Below are 16,803 nucleotides of genomic sequence, written 5' to 3'. Positions count from 1 at the left end.
CCTCACGCACAACGGACGCTAGGCACCGTCCGTAAATTTCAGCTTATGATCGCTCCTGACCTTGCGTCCCTCGCTGCTTTTCCCCGCATACCGCAGTTTGCCATTGTTTGGTACCGCTGGCGAGCCAACAGCCTCACCAAGACCTTGATACCGCAGGATGCGGCGGGAACTGGCCAGCGGCCACGCCACACCCGCGCACCGGCACCTGCGGCATTTTGTCAAACCCTCAGCCCGGCTCAGCCGTTTCTGCCACCGGTGCGCTGCGCGCCGCGCGCGCGGCCGTGGCCACCCGCACCCGCCGCTGCAGATAATCCAGTACTGACCGGAATCGGGATTGCGGCCGCGCCCCCGGCGGCTCCAGGCCAAACGGCTGAAACAGGCGGATGCGGTCGTCGCGGGCGACAATGGCATCGGTGATGAGGCGCGCACCCAGCACACCATGGGCCAGCTCCTCCAGCCCCATGGTGACGCAGAACCACACGCCCTTCTCCCCTTCGGCGAACAGCGGCATGCCATGGCGGGTGTGGGTGAGCGCCACGCCGTGGCTCTGTTCCACCAGCGCCCGACGCGCGGCCGGCGCGACGGCGCTCACATGGCGGCGCAGACAGCGGGCCGCGGAGGCCCGCCCCCAGGGCGGAAAAGCGGTTTCGGCGGCGAGCGCGAGGCTATCGCCCTCAAAGCGCCAGCGCAGGCCGGTGGCACCCACCTCCTCCGCCAGCCCACCATAGGCGGCGGTGCCCGCCGGCACGTGGAACCGCCCGCGCACCCAGGGCCGCGTCACCAGGCTCGGCGCCAGCTCCGGCGCCCACCGGACCAGTTCCGCCCCACCGCTGAACACGAGATGGGCGGCACGCACGCGCAGCCCCGGCAGGGTCACATATTTGCGAATCCCATGCCCATCGATGCTGAGGGCTGCCGGCTGCGGCAGGCGGGTGAGGCCGCAATCGGCCACCGCCGCCTCCAGCAGCTGGCGGAACGCCGCGCCCCCCACCTGTTGGGCGGGCACCACCCCCAGCGCCGCCACATAGGTCGGCGTGGCCAGCAGCGCCTGGGTGTCGGCCGCATCGAGAACCACCCCGCCGCCCGGCACCAGGGCATTGAACGCCTCGGCCTCGCGCCACAGATCATCGGCTGCCGCCGGCCGCGCCACCGCCAGCCGGCCCTTGGCACCAAGGGTGAGGCCGGCCCCCGTCGCCAGCGCCATGCCGCGCTCGGCGGCCGCCACCGAAAGACGCAGAAGATCCTGCGCATCGGCCTGGCCCACCGCATCCCGTAAGGCGCGCGCGGAGAGGCCATAGCCCGGGGCCAAAGTGGCATCGAGCCCGAGGCCCTCCGGCTGCCGCGCCAGGCTCACCAGCACCACCTCCAGGCCGCGCGTCGCCAGATCGCAGGCCATCAGCAGACCCGCCATGTCGTCACCGATGACACACACATCGCAATCCCGCGTCCGCTCCGGACCGGTGGCGTGGCGCAAGGGCGCGGATTCGGGAGACGCGGAAGGCAAGGCGGTGCTGGTCATGAACCCTCGTTTTCTGGCGGTGGACGCCCTTCACCTCATCTCTGCGGGCCGCAGCCCCTGGCGCCGCCCCTTAGGTAAGGGCCGCGACAGTGTGGCGCGAGGCGGCTTGAGAATCCGTTTCCACCGCCGCTTGCGGGCGCGGCGTGGCGCGAACACGCCCGCTGCGGGTTGCGATGCAGCACGCGCCTCGGGCATAAGGGGCCACCTTCGACACGTTCCGGTTTGCCCATGCGCCGTCTCATCTTGCTGCGTCACGCCAAATCCGACTGGCCTGAAGGGATGGCCGATCCGGAGCGTCCCCTGGCGCCACGCGGCCGTGAAGCGGCCCCTCGGCTCGGCGCCTATCTCGCCCTTCAGGGTCTGGTGGCGGATCGAGTGCTCATCTCCCCCGCCCGGCGGGCGCGGGAGACCTGGGAACTGGTTTCCGGCCAGATGCCGCCGGTGCCTATGGCGGCCAGCGAGCCGCGCATCTACGATGCCAGCGCCACCCGGTTGCTCGGCGTGGTGCGCGAGCAGCCCCGACAGGTGCATATGCTGATGCTGGTGGGACACAATCCAGGCCTTGAGGATCTGGCAGCGACCCTGGTCGCCAACGGCGTGGCGGCGGACATGGCGCGCATGGCGGAGAAATTCCCCACCGGCGCCCTGGCGGTGATCGACCTGCCGGTGGACGACTGGAGCACCATCAAGCCCGCCAGCGGCCGCCTCGACCGCTTCCTGGTTCCGCGCGAGCTGAATGGCGCCGGCTGAGCGCATGATCGGCCTCACCGGCGCCCTCGACGAAGCCCGCATCGCCTGGCTCACCCTCGCCGACCGGGTGGAGGGCCTCGCCCACCCCACCCTGCGGCTCGGCGTCACCGGCCTCTCGCGCGCCGGCAAGACCATCTTCACCACCGCTTTGGTGCACGCCCTGCAGCGGGGCGGCCGCATGCCGGTGTTCGAGGCCATGCAATCCGGCCGCATCGCCCGCGCCGAGCTGGAACCCCAGCCCGACGATGCGGTGCCGCGCTTCGCCTATGAGGAGCACCTCGCCACCCTGGCCGAGGCGCGCGCCTGGCCCTCCTCCACCACGCGGGTGAGCGAACTGCGCCTGGCGGTGCGCTATGCCACCGCCCGCGGCAGCCTGCGCACCCTCACCCTCGATCTCGTGGACTATCCCGGCGAATGGCTGCTGGACCTGCCCTTGCTGGCCATGAGCTATGCGGACTTCGCCCGCCAGAGCCTGGAGCTGGCGCGGGCGCCGGCCCGGGCGCGGGTGGCCAGCCCCTATCTCGCCGCGGTGGCCGCCCATGGCGCCGATGGGCCGGCGGACGAGGCCCACGCCCGCGAGCTGGCCGCTTTGTTCACCGCCTACCTTTCCGCCTGCCGCACCGAGCAAGTGGCCATGAGCCTGCTGCCGCCCGGCCGGTTCCTGATGCCGGGGGATCTGGAAGGCTCCCCCGCCCTCACCTTCGCGCCGCTCGACCCGCCCGACGGCGCGCCCCGCCCCGGCAGCCTCGGCGCCATGATGGAGCGGCGCTTCGAGGCCTATAAGAATGCCGTGGTGCGGCCCTTCTTCCGCAACCACTTCGCTCGGCTCGACCGGCAGATCGTGCTGGTGGATGCCCTCTCCGCCCTCAATGCCGGGCCGGCCGCGCTGGCGGACCTCGAACGTGCCCTTGATGGCATCCTGGCCGCCTTCCGCACCGGTCGGAACAGCCTGCTGAGCACCCTGTTCCGCCCGCGCATCGACAAGGTGCTGTTCGCCGCCACCAAGGCCGACCACCTGCACCACACCAGCCACGACCGGCTGGAAGCCATCCTGGCGCGGCTGGTGGAACGGGCGCGCGGCAGGGCCAAGGAGCATGGCGCGGCGCTCGACGTGGTGGCGCTGGCCGCCATCCGCGCCACCCGCGAAGCCCGGGTGCGGCGCGACGGCCTCGATCTCGCCGCCATCGTCGGCACGCCGGAGAAGGGCCAGGAGGCCGGCGGCCACCGCTTCGACGGCGAGGAGGAAGTGGCGGTGTTTCCCGGCGAATTGCCGGCCGATCCCGACAGCTTCTTCGACCCCGCCGGCACCGGCTTCCGCGGCCTCGCCACCGGCGATGTGAACGACGCCGACTTCCGCTTCCTCAAGTTCCGCCCGCCGGCGGGCATTGGCGGCAAGGCGCCCATTCCCCATATTCGCCTCGATCGGGCGCTGGAGTTCCTGCTGGGCGACCGCCTGGTGTGAGCCCACGCGGCACGAATGCGGCCGCCCGACTGGAGAACCGATGAGCGACGAGCCCGCCCGCATGTCCCCCTCCGCGAAACGCCCGCAGGCCGCGCGCCCGCAGGTGTTCCGCCTGGACGAAGGCGACATCACCCTGGCCCCGCCCGAGGCAGAGCTGGAAGCTGGGCCGCCGGAACCGGTGCCGGCGGCCGGCGGCCGACGCGGCGTCTTCTCCCGCTTCGGCTTTTCGTGGTCCGGCCTGTTCTGGACCGCCCTCGGCGGGGTGCTGAGCCTTGCCGCCTATGTGGGGCTGAGCCAGCTCGTCAGCGATCTTTATGCCCAGTCCCCGGCGCTCGGCTATGTGGGCCTCGGCCTTGCCGGCGCGCTGGTGCTGGCCGGCGTCATTCTCATCGGCCGCGAGGTGGCGGGCATCGCCCGCCTCGCCCATCTCGACCATGTGCGCGAGAAGGCCGCCGCGGCCCTGGCGGACGATGACCGAACCCTGGCGCAGGGGGTAGCGCGCGACATGCTGCGCCTTTCCGCCGCGCAGCCCACTCTGGCCCGCGCGCGGGTGGAGCTCGAAAGCCATCTTGGCGGCATCATCGACGGGGCGGATCTGGTGCGGCTCACCGAACGCACCTTGCTCCCGACCCTGGATTCCCGTGCCCGACAGATGGTGTCGGAAGCGGCCAAGAACGTCTCGGTGGTCACCGCCGTCTCGCCCCGCGCCCTGGTGGACCTCGCCTTCGTGCTCTACACGGCGGTCTCCCTGATGCGCCGCCTCGCCCAGCTCTATGGCGGGCGGCCGGGCATGCTCGGCATGCTGCGGCTCATCCGCCATGTGCTCGGCCACCTCGCCGTCACCGGCGGCATGGCGGCGGGCGATACGCTGGTGCAGCAGATCGTCGGCCAGGGCCTCGCCGCCCGCCTCTCGGCCAAGCTCGGGGAAGGGGTGGTGAACGGCCTCCTGACCGCGCGCCTGGGGCTTGCCGCCATCGCCGTCACGCGACCGCTGCCGTTCACCGCTCTGCCCGCCCCGCGCCTCGCCGATGTGGCCACCGGCCTGTTGCGCAAGGCGGAAGAGGAGGAACAGGTGCCCTCACGCCGGGAGCAGGCGGGCCGGTAGCTCGGTGAGCCGATAGCGCAGCGGCCGGTTGCGGCGCAGGGTCTCCGCCGTGGGCCAAGCGACGATGACCGACAGCAGCGCGATGAGCCCCGCCGTGCTCCACTGCGCCTGCGACGCGGCAAAAGCGACCACCCCCGCGAGCCCCAGCGCCGCGAGGGTGCCCAGAACCATCATCAGCCCCCACCGCGCCCGGCCATAGCCGCCCCGGCACTCCACTGCGACACCAGCCCGCGCCAGGGCCGCGTGCAGCGCCCGCACGAAGCGCAGGTAATCCGCCTTCTGGTCGCGCATGGCGGTGAGCGAGGTGCGGGAGGCGGAGGCCACCACCAGCCGCGTGCCCTCCCGCCCCAGGATCTCCAGCTCAAAGGTGGCGCTGGCGAATTTGGCGGGCTGGAAGCGCAGCGTCAGCCGTCCGATGTCGGCGAGCCGCAGGCGCCCTTCCCGCGGCCCCACCAGCCATTGCAGCGCATCGTCCTGCAGGGTCAGCGCCACGCCGGCACCACCGAGGCGGGGGTGATAGGCATAGGTGATGTCGGTCTTGGTCCTGTCCGGCATGGGTCCTCGCTTCATCGCCGCTGTGTGGGCGAAGGCGGGAGGCGACGCAAGAGGAGCGGGAAAAGGGACGCAGCCTGCGCCGGTCAGCTCAGCTCGCGCATGGCCGCGTCGATCCCCTCCACGGTGAGGGGGAACATGCGGTTTTCCAGGATGTGCCCCATGAGCCGGATGGAATCCGTATAGCCCCAATGGGCCTGCGGCACCGGATTGAGCCAGGCCGCGTGGGGATAGGTGGCGAGCAGCCGCTCCATCCAGATCTTGCCCGGCTCGGGATTGTTATGCTCCACCGAGCCGTTGGCATACATGATCTCATAGGGGCTCATGGAGGCGTCGCCCACGAAGATCAGCTTGTAGTCGCTGCCATAGGTGTGCAGCACATCGAACAGGGAGATCCGCTCGCTGGCGCGGCGGGCGTTGGAGCGCCAGACGCTCTCATAGACGCAATTGTGAAAATAGAAGTGCTCCAGATACTTGAACTCGGTGCGCGCGGCCGAGAACAATTCTTCGCACTGGGCGATGTGCCAATCCATGGAGCCGCCCACATCGAGGAACAGCAGCACCTTCACCGCATTGCGCTTTTCCGGCCGCAGCTTGACATCGAGATAGCCGGCGCGGGCGGTCTCGCGGATGGTGCCGTCGAGGTCCAGCTCCTCCGGCGCCCCCACCCGCGCGAACTTGCGCAGCCGGCGCAGCGCCACCTTGATGTTGCGGGTGCCGAGCTCCACCCCGTCGTCCAAGTCCTTGAACTCGCGCTTGTCCCACACCTTCACGGCGCGGAAATTGCGGTTGCCGTCCTGGCCGATGCGCACCCCTTCAGGATTGTAGCCATAGGCGCCGAAGGGCGAGGTGCCGCCGGTGCCGATCCATTTGTTGCCGCCCTGGTGGCGCCCCTTCTGCTCCTTCAGCCGCTCGGCCAGGGTCTCCAGCAGCTTGTCGAGCCCGCCCAGGGCCTCGATCTGGCGCTTTTCCTCCTCGGTGAGGTGCTTTTCCGTGAGCTTGCGCAGCCACTCCTCGGGAATGGCGTGCCCCTCCTCGCCCAGCGCCGCCTCCAGCCCCTTGAAGTGCTGGCCGAACACCTGGTCGAACTTGTCGAGGTGCCGCTCATCCTTCACCAGGCTGGCGCGGGCGAGGTAATAGAAGGTGTCCACCTGCCGGCCGGCGAGATCGCGGTCCATGGCCTCCATGAGGGTCAGGTATTCGCGCACGGAAACCGGCACGCCCGCCGTCTTCAGGGCCTCGAAGAATGCGATGAACATGGCGCGCGGCTCCCTGTCGCCGGCCCCTGCTCGCCCGGCTTGTCCTGTCGCCAGTGAAGCACGCGGCGCCGGCATGCGCCACCGCGGCCCGGACCTCCGCTCAGGTGGAGAGCAGGACGCGCTCGGCCCCGTCCAGCACCAGGCAGGTGAGGCGGCCACTGGCGAAGGCGCCGGTGTCGATGCCGATGCGGTTGGCCTTCAGCTGCGGCTCGGGCGTGGGCGTATGCCCATGCACCACCATATGGTCGAACGCGCCGGCATGGTCGAGGAAGGCGTGGCGAATCCACAGGCAGTCCTCGCGTCGCTGGTCCTCCAGCGGCACGCCAGGCCGCACGCCCGCATGGACGAACAGATAGTCGCCGCACACGTGATAGGTGCCGAGGCTCTCCAGGAACACCAGATGCCGGGCCGGCACGGCGCCGCGCCACTGCTGCCACAGGCTGTGCGGCTCCTGCACCCCCGCGACCTCGGCGAAACCGGGCAGATAAGATTGCACCGCCTCGAAGCCGCCCACCCGCTGCCAGTGGGGGAAGGCCTCGAAGCTGCGATGGGCCTCGCGCATCATCTGCTCGTGATTGCCGGACAGGCAGATGACGTCCCGGGCGCGGCGGCGCTCCAGCAGGGTCTCCAGCACCTCGGCGCTCGCCGGGCCCCGGTCCACGTAATCGCCCAGATAGATTTCCACCGGCTCCTGCCCGGGGTGGGCCGCCTGGTCGTCTTCCATCTGCCGCTGCAGACGAACCAAAAGGTCGAGCCGGCCGTGGATGTCACCCACGGCATAGACCCTCTTGCCCTCCGGCACCCGGGGCAGCGGCTGCGTCATCACCCGTCCTCTCATGCCGTCCTTTGGGGCATGCAGCTTGCGCGCGCCACCATGAAGCGGTCAGCTTGCCGGCGCCTTGCGTCACGCCCGCCGGACTGTCTTCGAAGATCAGGATAGCGGGCTTTGCTGCATTGCAAAAGGCAGGGGATTTGCCCACCGCGGGAGCCCGTGGCATGGGCAGGCGATCCGCGCGGGCGGGATTCGGTGGCGAGGGGTCCATGGGGTTCGAGATCACGGCATTGGCGCTGCTGGTGGAAGCCGCGCTGGGCTATCCGGCGGCGCTGGTGAACCGCATCGGCCATCCGGTGATCTGGATCGGCCGACTGATCAGCACCCTGGACCGGGCCTGGAACGCGCCGGAGCGCCCCGCCGCCCAGCGCCGCCTGCTGGGGGTCGTCACCGTCGGCGTGCTGGTGATCGCGACAGCGGTGCCGGCCGCGATCCTGGAAACCGGGCTGCGCGCCCTGCCCTTCGGCCTCCTCCTCGCCGGCCTTGCGGGCAGCAGCCTTTTGGCCCAGCGCGCGCTGCACACCCATGTGGCGGCGGTGGCGCAGGCGCTGGAGACGGGCGGCCTGGAGGCGGGGCGCGTGGCGGTCAGCCAGATCGTCGGCCGCGATCCGCAGCAATTGGATGAGGCGGGCGTGGCGCGGGCGGCCATCGAGAGCTTGGCGGAGAATTTCTCCGATGGCATCGTCGCCCCCACTTTCTGGATGTGCCTCGGTGGCTTGGCCGGTGGCGCCGCCTACAAGGCCATCAACACCGCCGACAGCATGATCGGCCATCTGAACGCCCGCTATGGCGCCTTCGGCTGGGCGGCGGCGCGCACCGATGATCTTGTGAACCTGCCGGCCTCCCGCCTCACCGGCCTGCTGCTGGTGGCCGCCGCCGCGGTGACGCCGGGCGCCTCGGCGGGGCCCGCCTTCGCCGCCATGGGGCGGGATGCGCCGCGCCATCGCTCCCCCAATGCCGGCTGGGCCGAGGCGGCCATGGCCGGCGCCCTCGGGCTGAAGCTCAACGGCCCCAAGGTCTATGGCGGCGTGCCCACCGACGATGCCTATATGGGCGATGGCCGGCGGGAGGCCACCGCCGCCGACATCCGCGCCGCACTGCGCCTCTATCGCCGGGCCGATGGCCTGCTGGTGGCTCTGGTGGTGGCGGGAGCGCTGCTCTTCGCCTTCGGCTGAGAGTTCAGCCGCCCTTCACCGACATCGGCAGGCCGGCCACCATGAACACCACCCGCCCGGCGCGGCGGGCGAGGCGCTGGTTGAGCCGGCCGGCGGCGTCGCGGAAGGCGCGGGCCAGCGCATTGTCGGGCACGATGCCAAGCCCCACTTCGTTGGCGACGCACACGGTGAGGCCGGGCCGCCGGCACAGCGCCGCTTCCAGCGCCGCCGATTCCCCGTCGAGATCGTGCTCGGCCAAAAGATGATTGGTGAGCCAGAGGGTGAGGCAATCCACCAGAACCGGCTGCTCCGGCGGTAAGGCATCGAGCGCGGGCGCCAGCGCCAGGGGCACGTCGTGGGTGCGCCAGCCGTCCGGCCGCCGGGCCCGATGGCGGGCGATGCGGTCCACCATCTCGTCGTCCCGCGCCTCGGCGGTGGCGAGATAGGCCCAGGGGCCCGGCTCCGCCTCCACCATCTCCTCGGCGAACGCGCTCTTGCCGGACCGCGCGCCGCCCAGCACCAACACCAGCCCTGTCGCCATCATGCCTCCACCGCCGCGCCCTGCCCTGGCAGACCTTCCGCGGGCGGCGACACTACCGGGGCTTCCCGCCACGGCAAAGCACAGGGTGTGAGGCCGAGGGCGCGGGAAAACGGGAGGCGGGAAAAATGCATCCCGTCGTCGCGCCGCAGGTCGGTCGGCGGCTATACTGGCGACGCATCATTGCCCGGAGACCCCTGCCCCATGGCCGCCGACCTCACGCTGGAATGGCTTGCGCGCCTCGTCGGTTTCGACACCACCAGCCGCAATTCCAACCTCGCGCTGGTGGAAGCGGTGGAAGCGTTTTTCCGCGCCCGCGCGATCCCGTTCGAGCGGGTGGAGGATGTCGCCGAAGGCAAGGCGGCGCTCATCGCCACCATCGGCCCGCGGGACGTGCCCGGCATCATTCTGTCCGGCCATACGGACGTGGTGCCGGTGGATGGCCAGCTGTGGAGCTCCGATCCCTTCACCCTCACCGAACGGGAGGGCAAGCTCTATGGGCGCGGCAGCGCCGATATGAAGGGCTTCTTGGCGGTGTGCCTCGGCATGGTGCCGCAGATGCAGGCGCAGCCACTGAAGAAGCCCATCCACCTCGCCTTTTCCTATGACGAGGAGGTGGGCTGCCTGGGGGTGCGCCCGCTGCTCACCCATATGGTGGCCAACGGCTATCGGGCGGAAGGCTGCATCGTCGGCGAGCCCACCATGATGCAGGTGGTGGTGGCCCACAAATCCAAGCGCTCGCTGGAAACGGTGGTGACCGGCCGGGGCGGCCATTCCTCCCGCGCGCCGGAGCTGGTGAATGCGGTGCAGGCGGCGGCCCTCATCGCCGCCCGGGTGATGGCCCTCGACACCCGCCTCGCCGAAGGCCCGCGGGACGACCTTTATGACGTGCCGGTTTCCACCGCCCATGTGGGGGTGCTGCACGGCGGCACCGCCGTGAACATCGTGCCCGAGCGGGCGGTGATGGAATGGGAAATCCGCGCCCTGCCCGACCAGGACATCGACGCCTTGGTCGCCGAGATCACCGATTACGCCCACACCGAGCTGGAACCGGGCATGCAGGCGCGGGCGCCGGAAAGCCGCATCGCCTTCAACATCATGAGCGCCATTCCCGGGCTCGCCACCGATCCGGAAGCGCCCATCACCACCCTCGCCAAGCGCTGGGCCGGGCGCAACGACCACGCCAAGGTGGCCTATGGCACCGAGGCCGGCCTGTTCGTGGAGATGGCGCAGATCCCCACCGTCATCTGCGGCCCGGGCTCCATCGGCGTCGCCCATCAGGCCGACGAATATGTGGAGATCAGCCAGCTGGAGGCCTGCGAGGACTTCATGCGCAAGGTGATCGACTATTGCAGCTGAGGCCTCCGCCTCAGCCGGGCCTTACGAGCGGGCCTTGGCCACCAGCGCCGAGGTGGAGCGACCCTCCACCAGATCCACCAGTGCCACCCGGCCGCCCCAGCTCTTCACCAGATCGCCGCCCACCACCTGGTCTTCGCGATAATCCGCGCCCTTCACCAGCACGTCGGGCTTGAGCTGGGCGATGGTCTCATAGGGCGTGTCCTCGTCGAACAGCACCACCAGATCCACGCAGCGCATGGCCCCCATCACCCGCGCCCGCGCCCCTTCATCCTGCACCGGCCGGCTCGCCCCCTTGAGGCGGCGCACCGAGGCATCGGTGTTGAGCGCCACCACCAGCCGGTCGCCCTGCCGCGCCGCCGCTTCCAGCAGCGAGACATGGCCGGGGTGCAGCAGATCGAAGCAGCCGTTGGTGAACACCACCCGTGCCCCCGCCGCCCGCCAGCCCGCGATGATGCCGGCCGCCTGGCTGCGGGAGACCAGCTCCCCCGCCTCGGCCCCGTGTGCGACGCTGGCATCGAGGGCGGCGGCGAGTTCAGCCCGGGTCACCACCGCGGTGCCGATCTTGCCCACCGCAACCGCCGCTGCCGCATTGGCGAAATAGACCGCGCTTTCCATGGGCTGGCCCGAGGCTAGCGACACCGCCAGCGCCGCCAGCGCCGTATCGCCGGCACCGGAGACATCGAACACCTCACGCGCCTGGGTCGGCACGTGCAGCACGTCGCCGTCGCGGCGCCACAGGGTCATGCCCTTTTCCGAGCGAGTCACCAGCACATCGCCGCCGAACTGCTGTGAGGCGCGCGCCGCCGCGGCGGCCACCTCCGCATCGGTGCCATCGGACAGGCCGGTGGCTGCGGCGAGCTCGATGCGGTTGGGGGTGACGAGGCTGGCGCCGCGATAGGCCTCGAAGGTGCGCCGCTTGGGATCGACGATCACCGGCACCCCTTCGGCCTGAGCCGCAGCGATGGCGACGGCGATCACCCGATCGGACAGCACGCCCTTGGCGTAATCGGACAGAACCACCACCCGGCTGCCCTTCACCGCCGCCACCACCGCCGCCGCCAGGGCGTCCTCGGTGGCGGCGCTGGGCGCGGCCTGGGTCTCCGCGTCGATGCGCACGATCTGCTGGCGCCCGCTCATGACGCGGGTCTTGGTGATGGTGGGGCGGGCGGGATCGCGCACCAGATGGGCAAGGTCCATCTCGCGATAGGGGGCGAGCGCCTCGGCCAGGGCCGCGGCATCGGCATCGGTGCCGACGAGGCCCACCAGGCTCACCGCCACGCCCAGGGCGCAGGCATTGGCCGCCACATTGGCGGCGCCGCCCGGCACGATGCGTTCGGTGCCATGCACCAGCACCGGCACCGGCGCTTCCGGCGAGATCCGCGAGACCGAGCCGACGATATACCGGTCCACCATCACATCGCCGATGACGGTGATGCGCGGCATGCGCCCTTCAACCATGATCGAAACCCTTGACGCGCATCATCCCGCGCTCTCGACGCGGCCCTTGAGATAGTCGGTGACGTAGGATTCCACCCCGGTCTCCAGCGACAGGAAGGGCCGCTTGTAGCCGGCGGCGCGCAGCTTGGTCACGTCCGCCTCGGTGAAATACTGGTACGCCTTCTGCAGGCTCTCGGGCATGTCCACATAGGTGATCTGCGGCGCCGCGCCCAGCGCCGCGAACACCGCCCGCGCGAGATCCGCGAACGAGCGGGCCTTGCCGGTGCCCACGTTGAAGATGCCGGAGACATCCGGATTCTCCAGCAGCCAGCGCACCACCTCCACGCAGTCCGACACGTGGATGAAGTCCCTGAGCTGCCCGCCATCGGTGAATTCAGGATTGTGGGACTTGAACAAGGTGACGCTCTCGCCGCGCGCGGCGGCGGGATAGATCTTGTGCACCACCGAGCGCATGTCGCCCTTGTGGTCCTCGCCGGGGCCGTAGACGTTGAAGAAGCGCAGGCCCGCGAACTGCGGCGGGCGCGGCCCGCCCGCCTCCACATCCGCCATCACCCGGCGATCCACGAACAGCTTCGACCAGCCATAGGGATTGAGCGGCGCCAGCAGCGCCAGGCCGGCGGTCGATTCGTCATCGGTGAAGCCGGCGGCGCCGTCGCCATAGGTGGCGGCGGAGGAGGCATAGATGAAGCCCAGCCCCTTGCGGGTGGCGAGGTCCCACAGATCCAGGGTGGCGCGGATGTTGCGGGCGACGATCTTGTCGGCGTCGCGCTCGGTGGTGGCGGAGACCGCGCCCATGTGCACCACCGCCGCCAGCCGCCCGCCTTCCTTCTCCACGAAGCTGTTCACGACCTCGGGGCGGATCACGTCATGCAGCGGAATGTCGGAAATGTTGCGCCATTTCGGGCCGTCCTCCAGCCAGTCGGCCACCACCACGCGGTAGCCGTCCTCGGCGGCGGCGCGGGCGATGTTGGAGCCGATGAAGCCCGCCCCGCCGGTGACGAGGAGGATGTCGCGGCTCATGGACGGCTGGCGCTTCATGGGGTCTGCCTTTCAGCGGTCACGCGGAACACGGTCGTGTGCCACGGCTCACTGCCCTTTGTCCACGCCGGCGCGCAACGTCTCCAGCGCCGACCAGACGGCTGCCGCGCCGTGATCGGCAAGGCAGGGCGGCCCTTCCCGCGTGGCGGGGGCGATGCGGCAGCGCGACTTCTCGCAGGGCGCGCAGTCCCGCGTCGCCGGCAATTCCCGCACCCGGGCGCCGAACAGGCCGGTCAGCTGCGGATTGGTGGGGCCATAGAGCCCCAGGGTCGGCACCCCATAGGCGGCGGCGAGATGGCCAAGCCCCGTATCGACGCTCACCACCCCCGCCGCCCCCTGCAGCACCGGGGCGACGGTGGCCAGGGACTGGGGCGGCAGCAATTCCACCGCCGGTTCATCGGCGGCGATGGCGGCGGCGCGGGCCGTCTCCTGCGCCCCATGGGCGAACAGGCGCACCTTGAGGCCCGCCGCGCCGGCGCGGGCGGCCAGCGCCTGCCAGCCCTCCCGGCTCCAGGTCTTGGTGGGCCAGGTGGTGCCGTGCAGGAACACGAGATAGGGCGCGCCGCCGGTCGCCACCGGTCGCAGGCCGGTGTCGGCGGGCAGGCCCTCGAGGCTGTAGCCCAAGGCGGCGGCGAACAATTTTCGGATGCGCGTCGCCATATGCTCCACCTCGGGCACATGATGGCGATGGCCGTAGAACAGGGTTGCCAACGGCTCGCGGGCGCTGGCGCGATCGAAGCCATGGCGCGGCCCCTCGGCGCAGGTGGCCACCAGCGCGCTCTTGAGCAGGCCCTGGGCGTCGATGACCACATCATAGCGTTCCGCCGCGAGCGCCCGGCGCACCGCGCCGGCCTCCCCCGAACGCCAGGCGGCGAGCGGGTGCTTGCGCAGGCGGCGCAACGGCACCGGGATGGTGCGGCGAACGGCGGGATGCAGCGCCGCCACCGGCGCGAACGCCTCTTCCACCGCCCAATCCACGCTTAGCCCGGGCAGCGCGGCGGCGGCATCGGTCAGCGCGGGGAAGGTGTGGACCACATCACCAAGGGACGACAACTTGATGAGAAGCAGCTTCATTGCCGGGTCTGCTCGGCCGCCGCCATCACCTCTTCCGCCTGAATCTCCTCCAGGCACGCCAGGGTGCCGAGGGGGCATTCGCGCTTGTGGCAGGGACGGCAGGCGAGATCCCGTGCCACCACCCGCGCCCGCCGCCCGGCCGGCGGCGTCATCTTCTCGGAGGAGGCGCCATAGATTACCACGAGCCGGCGCTCGAACGCCCCGGCCACGTGCATGAGGCCGGAATCATTGGAGATCACCACGTCGGCGTCGGCGAGAATGGCAGCGGCGTCGATCAGGCTGGTGCGACCCACCAGATTGTCCACGGCCACGCCGCTGGTGGCAGCGATGAGGTCGGCCGCCTCCTGGTCCTTGGGCGAGCCCAGCACCCGCACCCGATAGCCGGCCTTCACCGCCAGCGCCGCCAGCTGGGCGAACTTCGGCGCCGGCCAGCGCTTGGCCGGGCCGTATTCGGCGCCGGGACACAGCACCATCACCGGCCCCTCGCCGGCGAGGGGAAACTTGGCCACCGCCGCATCATGGGCGCCGTCCGGCAGCATGAGATGGGGCCGGGGCACCATGGTCTGGGTGCCGGGCGGCAGGCCGAGGGCCACGAAGCGATCGATGGTGCGGGCCGTCTTGCGCAGGCTGTCGGGCCGCGCATCGGTGAGCAGCGCCGTGCGCATCTCACCCTTGTAGCCGACCCGCTCGGGAATGCCCGCCGCGAAAGGGGGAATGGCCGCCTTGAACGCGCGTGGCAGAATGATGGCCTTGCCATAGCCCTCGGCGCGCAGCGAGCGCCCCAGGCGCCAGCGCGCCACGAGCCCGAGCTCGCCATGCCCCAGGCCCAGGGGAATCGTGCGCCGCACCCCCGGAATCATCCGGGCGATCGGCAGCGCCGCGGCCGGCGCCAGCACGTCGATGGGGCGGGAGGGCTCACGCATGCGCAGCACCTCGACCAGACTCGCAGCCATCACCATGTCGCCAACCCAGGACGGGCCAACGAGCAATTGGGGCGAGAGGGAACCGAAGGCACGCATGTGCGACTCACAGGAAAACAACTCCGCCTCATGACAAGGCGTCACCCGGCCGTCAAGCATCCGCCCGGCCGCCGCTAGAGATGAGGGGCCGGGGTCAGGGATGGCAAGAGGCGGATCAAAAGAAACAGGCCGAACAAAAAAGGCGCCCCGGGACGGGACGCCCATCACCGGCACGCCAGCACCGGCACACGCCATCGTCGGCACTCCGCGGCCGGTGCGCCGCCCCTTGCGCGGCGGCGCACACATCGCGGCGACCGATCAGGCCGTCGGCGTGGACTTCTCCACCGACTTCTTCAGCGGCTCGGACGATTCCGACGCCACTTTCTGCGCCAAAGCCGAGAGATCCTTGGCCTGGCCGCTCACCGTGTCGAACTGCTTGCGGGCGTGACCAGTGGAGAGCTCGACAGCCTCGGCCATGCTCTTGGTCTGCAGCAGCGAATTGAAATAGTCGAACGTGGAGTTCACGTTCGCCTGCATGGCCTCGAGCACCTTGGCGTTGTATTCCGCCACGCCCTTGCTGGCGGTGGTGTAGGTCTCTTCCAGAGCAGCATTCACCTGCTCGGCGGACGCCTTCAGCTTCTCGTAATTCTCGCGGGCGGCAGCCAGTCCCTTCTCGGCGATCTCGCGCACCGCCGGAGGCACCTCCACCGGAGGAATGCCATTGGCGGAAAACGCCTTCTTCGCTGCCTCGACCTGGTCCTGATACGCCTTGATGAAGGAGTCGCTCATGTCGTCCTCAAGATACGCGGGGCCTTGCGTGAACGAAGTGACAATGGCCTCCGGACTGCGCCGGACGTTCACCCCCGCGAGCTCTGGGCACCCCTGCACCCCACCCCGCCAAAGGAGAAACACGGGCCACTGCCCCGACTTTCCAAGCTATAATGGAAGGTTGCGTGCGACGCAAAAACAATTCATGCGCCGCACAATGAGAACGTTTTCAGTCAAGCCGCCGCGAGAGGCGACGTGACGGAACGCGAAAGCCTCGCTTCAGGCGGACTTGTTGGGGTCGAGCGCCTTCTCGGCATTGGTCTTGGCTTCACGAATGACGCTCTCTCCCACCGTTTTCAGGTCCTGAGCCGCGCTCTGCGCGCTCTCGGCGGCGGCGGCGCTCAGGGTCTTCACCCGATCGGCCAGGGCGCGGGCGTGCTGATCCAGCGACTTGGCGGTGGTCTCACCGAGCGACTTCACATCGGCGCCGAGCAGCTTGGCCTGCTCGGCCGCCTTCTGCATCTGGCTCGACAGGAATTCCGCCTGCAGGCTCAGCATTTCCTGCGGGGTCCTGGCGGTCACCAGCTTGTTGAGGAACGCGAAGCTCGCATCCACATTGGCTTCCATCTGCGACAGCGCCTTCTGGCGCAGCTCCAGCACGCCGCTGCGCACTTCCTCCAGGCGGCCCTCGCCTTCGTCGACGGCATCGAGGGCATTCTTGAACAAGGTCTCGAACGCCTGGCGCGCCTGGGCGACATTCTTTTCCGCAACGGCACGCACTTCCGCAGGCAACTCAAGGTTTGGGCTGAACTTCGTGGTCATGGCGGTGTCTCCTCGGGCTGCGGCGCGGCCATCCCTAAAAGCCGCACCATTTTGATTGTAGTATGCGCTGTCCACGCTGCGCCAATATGAAAATCATAAAGCACGCCTGAGTTGCCTCGCTATTAACCAATTTACTGCATTGTCCCTTCCCGAT

General features: G+C 69.9%; 16 protein-coding genes. 5 read left to right on the top strand and 11 right to left on the bottom strand.

The genetic code is table 11. The features are described from left to right. Nucleotides 1-226 precede the first annotated feature (226 nt). Nucleotides 227-1,519 carry a hypothetical protein gene (locus MEU52_RS10335; RefSeq protein ID WP_238121196.1) on the bottom strand — a complete coding sequence of 431 codons (1,293 nt, stop codon included), beginning with the start codon at nt 1,517-1,519 and terminating at the stop codon, nt 227-229. A gap of 228 nt (nt 1,520-1,747) precedes the next feature. Between MEU52_RS10335 and MEU52_RS10330 the strand changes: the two genes are divergently transcribed. The 3 genes from MEU52_RS10330 to MEU52_RS10320 are packed head-to-tail and all read left to right on the top strand — an operon-like array spanning nt 1,748 to nt 4,836. Beyond that, nucleotides 1,748-2,269, top strand: coding sequence for a SixA phosphatase family protein (locus MEU52_RS10330; RefSeq protein WP_238121195.1), 522 nt, complete (start codon nt 1,748-1,750; stop codon nt 2,267-2,269). Then, nucleotides 2,256-3,731 carry a YcjX family protein gene (locus MEU52_RS10325; RefSeq protein ID WP_238121194.1) on the top strand — a complete coding sequence of 492 codons (1,476 nt, stop codon included), beginning with the start codon at nt 2,256-2,258 and terminating at the stop codon, nt 3,729-3,731. Before MEU52_RS10330 ends, MEU52_RS10325 begins: the two co-directional genes overlap by 14 nt. Nucleotides 3,732-3,771: 40 nt before the next feature. Further along, nucleotides 3,772-4,836, top strand: coding sequence for a YcjF family protein (locus MEU52_RS10320; protein ID WP_238121193.1), 1,065 nt, complete (start codon nt 3,772-3,774; stop codon nt 4,834-4,836). Here MEU52_RS10320 and MEU52_RS10315 read toward each other — a convergent pair. The 3 genes from MEU52_RS10315 to MEU52_RS10305 form a co-directional block, all read right to left on the bottom strand. After that, the gene (locus MEU52_RS10315; RefSeq protein ID WP_238121192.1) at nt 4,810-5,391 is read right to left on the bottom strand and encodes a hypothetical protein; all 582 of its coding nucleotides are present in this window, start codon (nt 5,389-5,391) and stop codon (nt 4,810-4,812) included. The genes MEU52_RS10320 and MEU52_RS10315 overlap by 27 nt on opposite strands. An 83-nt stretch (nt 5,392-5,474) precedes the next feature. After that, on the bottom strand, nt 5,475-6,647 hold the full coding sequence (locus MEU52_RS10310) for a vWA domain-containing protein (protein WP_238121191.1): 1,173 nt from the start codon (nt 6,645-6,647) through the stop codon (nt 5,475-5,477). A gap of 100 nt (nt 6,648-6,747) precedes the next feature. Next, entirely contained in the window at nt 6,748-7,470 is a 723-nt protein-coding gene (locus MEU52_RS10305) for a metallophosphoesterase family protein (protein WP_238121190.1), read from the bottom strand. Between the two features lie 218 nt (nt 7,471-7,688). Here MEU52_RS10305 and cbiB point away from each other — a divergent pair, with 218 nt between their 5' ends. Beyond that, complete coding sequence (cbiB, locus tag MEU52_RS10300; protein ID WP_238121421.1) at nt 7,689-8,654, top strand: adenosylcobinamide-phosphate synthase CbiB; 966 nt, start codon at nt 7,689-7,691, stop codon at nt 8,652-8,654. A gap of 4 nt (nt 8,655-8,658) precedes the next feature. Here cbiB and cobU read toward each other — a convergent pair whose 3' ends face one another. Continuing rightward, the gene (cobU, locus tag MEU52_RS10295) at nt 8,659-9,174 is read right to left on the bottom strand and encodes a bifunctional adenosylcobinamide kinase/adenosylcobinamide-phosphate guanylyltransferase (RefSeq protein ID WP_238121420.1); all 516 of its coding nucleotides are present in this window, start codon (nt 9,172-9,174) and stop codon (nt 8,659-8,661) included. Between the two features lie 201 nt (nt 9,175-9,375). Between cobU and argE the strand changes: the two genes are divergently transcribed. After that, the gene (gene argE / locus MEU52_RS10290; RefSeq protein ID WP_238125014.1) at nt 9,376-10,530 is read left to right on the top strand and encodes an acetylornithine deacetylase; all 1,155 of its coding nucleotides are present in this window, start codon (nt 9,376-9,378) and stop codon (nt 10,528-10,530) included. 21 nt (nt 10,531-10,551) lie between these two features. On the opposite strand, the gene rfaE1 is transcribed toward argE, so the two are convergent. The 6 genes from rfaE1 to MEU52_RS10260 form a co-directional block, all read right to left on the bottom strand. Then, nucleotides 10,552-11,988, bottom strand: a complete 1,437-nt coding sequence (rfaE1, locus tag MEU52_RS10285) for a D-glycero-beta-D-manno-heptose-7-phosphate kinase (RefSeq protein WP_238121188.1) — start codon at nt 11,986-11,988, stop codon at nt 10,552-10,554. A 21-nt stretch (nt 11,989-12,009) separates the two neighbouring features. Continuing rightward, on the bottom strand, nt 12,010-12,996 hold the full coding sequence (gene rfaD / locus MEU52_RS10280) for an ADP-glyceromanno-heptose 6-epimerase (protein WP_238121419.1): 987 nt from the start codon (nt 12,994-12,996) through the stop codon (nt 12,010-12,012). A 78-nt stretch (nt 12,997-13,074) separates the two neighbouring features. Next, nucleotides 13,075-14,100: a lipopolysaccharide heptosyltransferase I gene (gene waaC / locus MEU52_RS10275; protein ID WP_238121187.1), complete on the bottom strand. Its 1,026-nt coding sequence runs from the start codon at nt 14,098-14,100 to the stop codon at nt 13,075-13,077. Continuing rightward, complete coding sequence (waaF, locus tag MEU52_RS10270) at nt 14,097-15,119, bottom strand: lipopolysaccharide heptosyltransferase II (protein ID WP_238121186.1); 1,023 nt, start codon at nt 15,117-15,119, stop codon at nt 14,097-14,099. The genes waaC and waaF overlap by 4 nt, the downstream gene beginning before the upstream one ends. Before the next feature lie 258 nt (nt 15,120-15,377). Then, nucleotides 15,378-15,848 carry a phasin gene (locus MEU52_RS10265; RefSeq protein WP_238121185.1) on the bottom strand — a complete coding sequence of 157 codons (471 nt, stop codon included), beginning with the start codon at nt 15,846-15,848 and terminating at the stop codon, nt 15,378-15,380. A gap of 258 nt (nt 15,849-16,106) precedes the next feature. After that, nucleotides 16,107-16,649, bottom strand: a complete 543-nt coding sequence (locus MEU52_RS10260) for a phasin family protein (protein WP_238121184.1) — start codon at nt 16,647-16,649, stop codon at nt 16,107-16,109. Nucleotides 16,650-16,803 lie beyond the last annotated feature (154 nt).

It is taken from the genome of Xanthobacter sp. NM-25, assembly GCF_022138605.1.
Taxonomy (GTDB): Bacteria; Pseudomonadota; Alphaproteobacteria; order Rhizobiales; family Xanthobacteraceae; genus Xanthobacter.
The sequence above is the reverse complement of the archived record's forward strand: the minus strand, read 5'-3'. Positions and strand labels throughout refer to the sequence as shown.

Bases quoted from the DNA above. Each gene is read 5' to 3' on its own strand.
- MEU52_RS10335 (WP_238121196.1), bottom strand. From the start codon at position 1,519: ATGACCAGCACCGCCTTGCCTTCCGCGTCTCCCGAATCCGCGCCCTTG.
- MEU52_RS10305 (WP_238121190.1), bottom strand. From the start codon at position 7,470: ATGACGCAGCCGCTGCCCCGGGTGCCGGAGGGCAAGAGGGTCTATGCC.
- argE (WP_238125014.1), top strand. From the start codon at position 9,376: ATGGCCGCCGACCTCACGCTGGAATGGCTTGCGCGCCTCGTCGGTTTC.
- MEU52_RS10260 (WP_238121184.1), bottom strand. From the start codon at position 16,649: ATGACCACGAAGTTCAGCCCAAACCTTGAGTTGCCTGCGGAAGTGCGT.
- rfaE1 (WP_238121188.1), bottom strand. From the start codon at position 11,988: ATGGTTGAAGGGCGCATGCCGCGCATCACCGTCATCGGCGATGTGATG.
- waaC (WP_238121187.1), bottom strand. From the start codon at position 14,100: ATGAAGCTGCTTCTCATCAAGTTGTCGTCCCTTGGTGATGTGGTCCAC.
- cobU (WP_238121420.1), bottom strand. From the start codon at position 9,174: ATGGCGACAGGGCTGGTGTTGGTGCTGGGCGGCGCGCGGTCCGGCAAG.
- cbiB (WP_238121421.1), top strand. From the start codon at position 7,689: ATGGGGTTCGAGATCACGGCATTGGCGCTGCTGGTGGAAGCCGCGCTG.
- MEU52_RS10315 (WP_238121192.1), bottom strand. From the start codon at position 5,391: ATGCCGGACAGGACCAAGACCGACATCACCTATGCCTATCACCCCCGC.
- MEU52_RS10330 (WP_238121195.1), top strand. From the start codon at position 1,748: ATGCGCCGTCTCATCTTGCTGCGTCACGCCAAATCCGACTGGCCTGAA.
- MEU52_RS10310 (WP_238121191.1), bottom strand. From the start codon at position 6,647: ATGTTCATCGCATTCTTCGAGGCCCTGAAGACGGCGGGCGTGCCGGTT.
- MEU52_RS10265 (WP_238121185.1), bottom strand. From the start codon at position 15,848: ATGAGCGACTCCTTCATCAAGGCGTATCAGGACCAGGTCGAGGCAGCG.
- MEU52_RS10320 (WP_238121193.1), top strand. From the start codon at position 3,772: ATGAGCGACGAGCCCGCCCGCATGTCCCCCTCCGCGAAACGCCCGCAG.
- waaF (WP_238121186.1), bottom strand. From the start codon at position 15,119: ATGCGTGCCTTCGGTTCCCTCTCGCCCCAATTGCTCGTTGGCCCGTCC.
- MEU52_RS10325 (WP_238121194.1), top strand. From the start codon at position 2,256: ATGGCGCCGGCTGAGCGCATGATCGGCCTCACCGGCGCCCTCGACGAA.